The 6,293-nt window shown below is 55.6% G+C and carries 7 protein-coding genes; all 7 read right to left on the minus strand.

Translation table 11 applies throughout. The features are described 5' to 3' along the window. Positions 1-70: 70 nt before the first annotated feature. The 7 genes from ruvX to B3041_RS00755 all read right to left on the minus strand — a co-directional run bounded on the left by ruvX (position 71) and on the right by B3041_RS00755 (position 5,773). Positions 71-487, minus strand: a complete 417-nt coding sequence (gene ruvX / locus B3041_RS00725; protein ID WP_065648232.1) for a Holliday junction resolvase RuvX — start codon at positions 485-487, stop codon at positions 71-73. Beyond that, positions 487-1,050, minus strand: a complete 564-nt coding sequence (locus tag B3041_RS00730; protein WP_065648233.1) for a YqgE/AlgH family protein — start codon at positions 1,048-1,050, stop codon at positions 487-489. Before B3041_RS00730 ends, ruvX begins: the two co-directional genes overlap by 1 nt. Positions 1,051-1,136: 86 nt before the next feature. Further along, on the minus strand, positions 1,137-2,081 hold the full coding sequence (gene gshB / locus B3041_RS00735; RefSeq protein WP_039380084.1) for a glutathione synthase: 945 nt from the start codon (positions 2,079-2,081) through the stop codon (positions 1,137-1,139). A 96-nt stretch (positions 2,082-2,177) separates the two neighbouring features. Beyond that, positions 2,178-2,909, minus strand: a complete 732-nt coding sequence (gene rsmE / locus B3041_RS00740) for a 16S rRNA (uracil(1498)-N(3))-methyltransferase (RefSeq protein WP_065648234.1) — start codon at positions 2,907-2,909, stop codon at positions 2,178-2,180. Positions 2,910-2,983: 74 nt separating this feature from the next. Then, on the minus strand, positions 2,984-3,688 hold the full coding sequence (endA, locus tag B3041_RS00745; protein ID WP_292968529.1) for a deoxyribonuclease I: 705 nt from the start codon (positions 3,686-3,688) through the stop codon (positions 2,984-2,986). Positions 3,689-3,767: 79 nt separating this feature from the next. Continuing rightward, positions 3,768-4,280, minus strand: a complete 513-nt coding sequence (locus B3041_RS00750; protein WP_139074173.1) for a SprT family zinc-dependent metalloprotease — start codon at positions 4,278-4,280, stop codon at positions 3,768-3,770. 98 nt (positions 4,281-4,378) lie between these two features. Further along, positions 4,379-5,773 (minus strand): sugar porter family MFS transporter, encoded by a 1,395-nt coding sequence (locus tag B3041_RS00755; protein WP_065648236.1) that lies wholly within the window; start codon positions 5,771-5,773, stop codon positions 4,379-4,381. Positions 5,774-6,293: the final 520 nt, after the last annotated feature.

Consider the following 6,293-nt stretch of genomic DNA (forward strand, 5'->3'; position numbering starts at 1 on the left):
TGCGCCCGGCCAGCGCCGGGTACACTCGCTGAGCGGCACGTTATCCATCGCCTTTACGCCGCTATCAGCGTCAGTGGGTTTCGAACCAGTCCTGCAGAATAATCACGGCTGACTGAGAATCGACCTGTCCTTTCTGCAGCGCACGAAAGCCACCGCGCTCAAAGAGATCGGCGCGCGCCTCAACGGTACTGAGGCGCTCATCCTGCAGCTCAACGCGTACACCAAAGCGGCCGTGCAGGCGACTCGCAAATTTGCGCGCGCGGGCAGTCAGCGGCTGTTCGGTGCCGTCCATGTTCAGCGGCAGGCCGACCACCACATAGTCGGGCTGCCACTCCTTCAGCAGTTTCTCAATCAGATTCCAGTCTGGCGTGCCGTCCTGTGCTTTTAGCGCCGTCAGCGGACGTGCGGTGCCGGTGAGCTGCTGACCCACGGCAACGCCAATGCTTTTGGTGCCAAAATCAAAGCCGAGCAGCGTTGCATTCTGCATCAGGCGTGTCCCGCATCGCTGGTCATATTATGAATATCAACACCCATACTGCGGGCGGCTTCGCGCCAGCGTCCGGCAATCGGCGTATGGAATAAAATATGCGTATCAGCCGGGGTGGTAAGCCAGGCATTTTCCAGCAGCTCGTTCTCCAGCTGATCTTTTTCCCAGGCGCAGTAGCCAAGTGCGACCAGCACATTCTCCGGCTGCTGCGCTGTGCCGATCGCTTCCAGCACATCACGCGAGGTCGTGATCACGGTGTTGTCTGAGATGCGAATACTGGAGGCATAAGTATGCTGCGCAGAGTGCAGAATAAAACCGCGATCTTCCGCCAGCGGGCCACCGGCAAATACCGGTTTATCGAGCTTAATCGCCGGATCGCGCTCTGACGGAGTGATTTTTAGTTTCTTCAGAATACCTTCTACCGTCAGGTTCTCCATCGGTTTATTAACAATCAAACCCATTGCACCCTCTTCATTATGCTCGCAGATATAGACAACAGAGCGTTTGAACAGAGGGTCCTGCAGAGAGGGCATCGCTATCAAAAAATGATGCTGTAAATTCATTGTCACTCATTTACCGAAGAGAACCGGCGCCAGTGCGGCAGCGCCGGTATCAAAGGGGTTAGGGAGTTTGCACTCCGGCTGCGTCCTCAGCCCAGACGTTTTTCGATTGCGTCCATCAGCATACCGGTAACCGAAATCGGGAACGCCGCTTCAATTTCCCGTACGCAGGTTGGGCTGGTGACATTCACTTCAGTAAGTTTATCACCGATGATATCCAGGCCAACAAAAATCAGCCCCTTCGCTTTCAGCGTGGGGCCGACGCGCCGTGCAATTTCCCAGTCGCTGTCAGAAAGCGGACGCGCTTCGCCGCGACCACCGGCGGCAAGATTGCCGCGCGTTTCGCCGCCCTGCGGAATACGCGCCAGACAGTAAGGCACGGGCTCGCCATCCACGACCAGGACACGCTTATCGCCCTCTTTAATCGCCGGCAGATAATTTTGCGCCATACAGAAAAACTGGCCATGGTTGGTCAGGGTTTCTGTAATTACGCCAAAGTTGGCATCATCCTGCTTAACGCGGAAGATCGATGCGCCACCCATGCCGTCGAGCGGCTTCAGAATGACATCACCGTGCTCCTGCCAGAAAGCGCGCAGCTGCTCTTTATTGCGGGTGACCAGCGTATCCGGCGTCAGATCCGCAAACCATGCAGTATAGAGCTTTTCGTTACAATCGCGCAGGCTCTGCGGCTTGTTTACAATCAGCGTACCCTGCTCCTCAGCCCGCTCCAGCAGATAGGTCGCGTAGATAAACTCGGTATCAAAAGGCGGATCTTTACGCATCAGCACAACATTGAGATCGGCCAGCGGAATCGTCTGCTCGCTGCCGAACTCATACCACTGCGAAGCATTCTGCTCCACGCTCAGCAGACGCGTACGGGCGTAAGTCACGCCACCGCGCAGAGAGAGGTCGCCCATCTCCATGTAATGAATTTCGTAGCCACGACGCTGTGCTTCCAGCAACATGGCGAAGCTGGTGTCTTTTTTAATATTGATGGACGAAATCGGGTCCATCACAATGCCAAGCTTAATCATTATTCTCTCCTCAGAGGGGATATCAGCGACGTCCTTCCATGCGAAAGCGTCGTGCTGTTTAGTAGTCTGCGTCTCTTTTACGGCCAGAATTATCCCTTAACCGAGATCGCCAAACCTCACCTGAAGTGCCGTTATCGCGGTGAGGGCAGTGGTTTCCGTGCGCAGAACGCGCGGCCCCAGCAAAATATCTGTAAAGCCCTGCTGCGCCGTCATGGCGATCTCTTCAGCAGATAAACCCCCTTCAGGGCCAATCAGCAGCCGCACCCGTTCAACCGGGTGTGGCAGGGTGTTGATACTGTGGCTGGCACGCGGATGAAGATTCAGTCTGACGCCCTCATCAGCCTCTGCACACCAGGCTTCCAGCGTCATCGCCTCCCGAATCAGCGGCACGCGGTTGCGGCCACACTGCTCGCAGGCGGCAATAGCAATCTTTTGCCACTGCTGGATCTTCTTTGCCAGTCTTTCTGCATCCAGCTTCACGCCACAGCGCTCAGAAAACAAGGGCGTAATCACGTTTACGCCCAGCTCTATCGATTTCTGGATGGTGAATTCCATTTTTTCACCACGCGACATCACCTGGCCCAGATGTAAATGCAAGGGCGATTCCCGGTCATCAGGCTGACCGCTAAGAACCCTTACTTTTACACGCTTTTTATCCGCCTGGGTGATTTCGGCGTTAAAAGTCAGATTAGTGCCATCAAACAGTTCAAGCATCTGCCCGGCGCCCATGCGCAGTACGCGGCCAACGTGGTTAGCGGCATCATCTTCAAGAAAGATTTCACTGTCGACAGAGAGCGGTTCGGGGTGATAAATGCGGGGTATACGCATGCGGTTCCTGCCAGCGTTATTGCCGCATCCCGTGATGCGGCGCAAAAATAATAAGCTAGTTTAGGGTAGCGCTTTTAGCGCTGGCAAGCGCGCTGTACATACGGATTATGATTTCCCTGTACCTGAGCAATGCGGCTGTCGCGCTCGCACTCCCAGACGCTGACCGGATAGAGCTTGTCCCAGGCGCTGAACAGCTGCGTTTGCTGGCGCGAGAGACGCAGCTGATAACGATCGCGCATGTAAAAGTAGGTGCGCGCGATGGCGCCGCGCGCGCGGGCTGGCGGTTCAGCCAGTTTCTGTTTGAAGTCGACTTTCATCGCACACTGGCCGTAAGGCTGCTCGCCACCGTTCCACTGGCTGTACTGGAAATTGTTGCGGTCGCCGTTAACCTCGCCGATGGCGGGCTGAAGATTATGCAAATCGCTCTCTATACGGCGGTACACCGGATCTTTGGCGCAGTTTTTTCGTCCACCCTCCTGCCAGCACTGGCGCTGATGGCCAAATTCCCACGCCGGAACCACATGCTCCCATTCGATGCGCCCGGCGCGGTTGGCATTTTTTCGTACGCTATAGCCGCAGCTTTTAAGATCCGGTACACCTTTTTTCCCGTGCCAGCTGATTGTGCAGCCGCAGTAGAAGTCGGGCGCATCCGCATTGATTTGCGAAGCCACCACTTTTGCCTGGCGAAAATTATTCTGATGAAACGAAGAGAAGCTGAGGCTATACGCGCTAAGCGGTGCCAGCAGCAGGGGAAGAAGTAACAGCGTTTTGCGAGACATATTCCAGAAATTTACCCGATACCCGAAAAAGGGCGGCAGGGTAGCAGAATGACCGGAGCGGGGAAATGGGATTAGCGCGCTATATGTTGCTGAATTCGCCAGGCTGCAGCAGTGAGCCACAGCGGACACAACGATAGTCACTTTCACCGCGCAGCACGCGATTATGCCGGCGCACGGTAAGCTGATGCTGCTGACAGCTGCAGCGATAGGCGAAGGTATTGGTACGCACTGAGTTCAGGGCAAACTGATGCGTACGGCGTGCCGGTACGCCCAGCACCGTCTCCATCATCCACTTCCACTCTTTGCCATGCGGCGCGACGCGCCCGAAGCGCTTCCACACCAGCAGATGCGCCAGCTCATGCGGCACGACTTCATCGGTGAACGCCTGCAGGTTTTCCTGCAGCAGCACCGGGTTCAGCCGGATCTCCCACTTCTCCAGCCAGGCTGTGCCCGCCGCGGTGCCGCGCTGCTGATAAAGCAGCGCGGGTTCATCAAACGTGCATTCAAGGCGCTGTGCGGCAAGCTGCAAAAAGTGCCGCAGCGATCGCATGACCGCCTGCTGAAAGGCAACAGGTACGCGGGAAGTTTTCATGGCGCGCAGCATACCATACGCTGCGCTGGCGCGGCAGAGCACTGTCGCGGCCATAAAAAAGGGCCGCCCGCAGGCAGCCCTCATCACTCAGAAGACGATTACTGCTGACCGATATCGCGCAGCTTCTTCCCTGCCATCAGGTTACGCTCAATGTGCTCCAGTGAGACGTTTTTGGTCTCCGGGATCAGCACCAGCGTCAGGACAATAAAGAACAGATTGAGGCCGGCATAGACCCAGAAGGTCGGTGCGTTGCCCAGCGTGTTCAGCATAGTCAGGAAGGTAGCGCCCACGATCATATTGGCGATCCAGTTCGTGGTGGTCGAGACGGTGATCCCGAAATCGCGTCCTTTCAGCGGCTGAATTTCAGAGCAGAGCACCCAGATCAGCGGGCCGGCAGACATCGCAAAGCCAATGATAAACATCAGCAGCATCGCCACGGCGAAGTACTGTGCGCCCTGCGAGTGGATGCCGAGGTGCAGCATGGTTCCGAGAACGCCCATACCGGCCGCCATGACCATAAAGCCCAGCACCAGCGTCGGCTTACGGCCCCAGCGATCGACCAGACCGATAGCGATGAAGGTCGCCAGGACGTTGACCAGACCAACAATCACCGTACCCCACATCTGCTGCGTGGTGTTAGCGAAGCCGGCAATTTCAAAAATCTTCGGCGCGTAATACATAATGACGTTCATACCGGTGAACTGCTGCATGACCTGCAGCAGCACGCCAAGGAACACCGCACGACGGAAGTTGCTATTGCCCTGGAACAGCTGCCAGCCAGACTGTTTAACTTTCAGGCTTTCACGGATCTCATCCAGCTCGCGTTTGGCCTGCTCGCTGGTATCACGCAGGCGATCGAGTACGCGCTGCGCATCACGGAAGTTACCTTTCGCAGCCAGCCAGCGCGGGCTGTTTGGCAGGAAGAAGACGCCTACCAGCAGCAGAATCGCAGGGATGGTGATCACGCCCAGCATCCAGCGCCATTCTCCGGAGGCACTGAACGCGGTATCAGAGAGGTAGGCACCCAGAATACCGATGGTGATCATCAGCTGATAGAGTGAAATCATACTGCCGCGAATTTTCTCTGGTGCAATTTCAGAGAGATAGAGCGGAGCGGTGTAAGAAGCCACGCCAACAGCCAGGCCCAGCACAACGCGGGCAGCAATCAGCATCTCCGGGTTGGGCGCCATAGCGGACCACAGCGACCCGATAACAAACAGGACAGAGCCGGCCATCAGGCTCTTTTTACGACCCAGGTGCGATGACATCCAGCCGCTGCCGATTGCACCGACCGCCGCGCCAAACATCATTGAGCTGACAATCCACTCCTGCTGATGGGCAGTGACGTTGAAATCTTTAGCGATAAAGGGCAGGGCACCTGCGATGACACCGATATCCAGCCCGAACAGCAGGCCGGCTAACGCCGCCAGAAAGCAGACAAACAGGGTCATCGCCTTGTTTGAGGTTCTGCTTTTGTGAGTATTACCAGGCATAAAGCCTCCGAAAGTTATTTGTCTTGTTTTTTATTAATGCTAAGAGACCTGTACACGATAAAAAGTGAGGGCGATCACATCAATGTAACCGCTTACACACGCCGAAACCCTGTAATCCAGCATTTTTTGCCCGGAACAGTCTCTTCGCCAGTAAGGTATAGCACCCTACAAGTTTCTGACATCGCTTTAAATATTGCCTATCAGACGACGCTGAAAATAACGCATTTTCAGAGTGATGACTACGCTGAAAAATCTCTAAATTACAGATAAAAAAAGAGTTTTAGAATGTAATCGTTAACACTTTGTTATCACAGCGGTGAGTAGAGTGTAGTCAGTGAAAAATTTTATGCCTGAGAAAGCCGGAGGCCGGCCAGTACGAAGGATCTGGCACGGTACGCAGGCGCATTACGCAGGGGGCGCATTACGTAGGGAGCGCATTACGTAGGGGGCGCATTACGTAGGGGGCGCATTCATGCGCCCCTGGGTTCAGGTGATGTACGCGGCCAGGGCGGCATAAATG

The sequence above is a fragment of the Pantoea sp. UBA4549 genome, from assembly GCF_002387285.1.
Lineage (GTDB): Bacteria > Pseudomonadota > Gammaproteobacteria > Enterobacterales > Enterobacteriaceae > Pantoea > Pantoea borealis.

Coding starts and splice junctions, on each gene's coding strand:
- endA (WP_292968529.1), bottom strand. CDS start 3,688: ATGTCTCGCAAAACGCTGTTACTTCTTCCCCTGCTGCTGGCACCGCTT.
- B3041_RS00730 (WP_065648233.1), bottom strand. CDS start 1,050: ATGAATTTACAGCATCATTTTTTGATAGCGATGCCCTCTCTGCAGGAC.
- gshB (WP_039380084.1), bottom strand. CDS start 2,081: ATGATTAAGCTTGGCATTGTGATGGACCCGATTTCGTCCATCAATATT.
- rsmE (WP_065648234.1), bottom strand. CDS start 2,909: ATGCGTATACCCCGCATTTATCACCCCGAACCGCTCTCTGTCGACAGT.
- ruvX (WP_065648232.1), bottom strand. CDS start 487: ATGCAGAATGCAACGCTGCTCGGCTTTGATTTTGGCACCAAAAGCATT.
- B3041_RS00750 (WP_139074173.1), bottom strand. CDS start 4,280: ATGAAAACTTCCCGCGTACCTGTTGCCTTTCAGCAGGCGGTCATGCGA.
- B3041_RS00755 (WP_065648236.1), bottom strand. CDS start 5,773: ATGCCTGGTAATACTCACAAAAGCAGAACCTCAAACAAGGCGATGACC.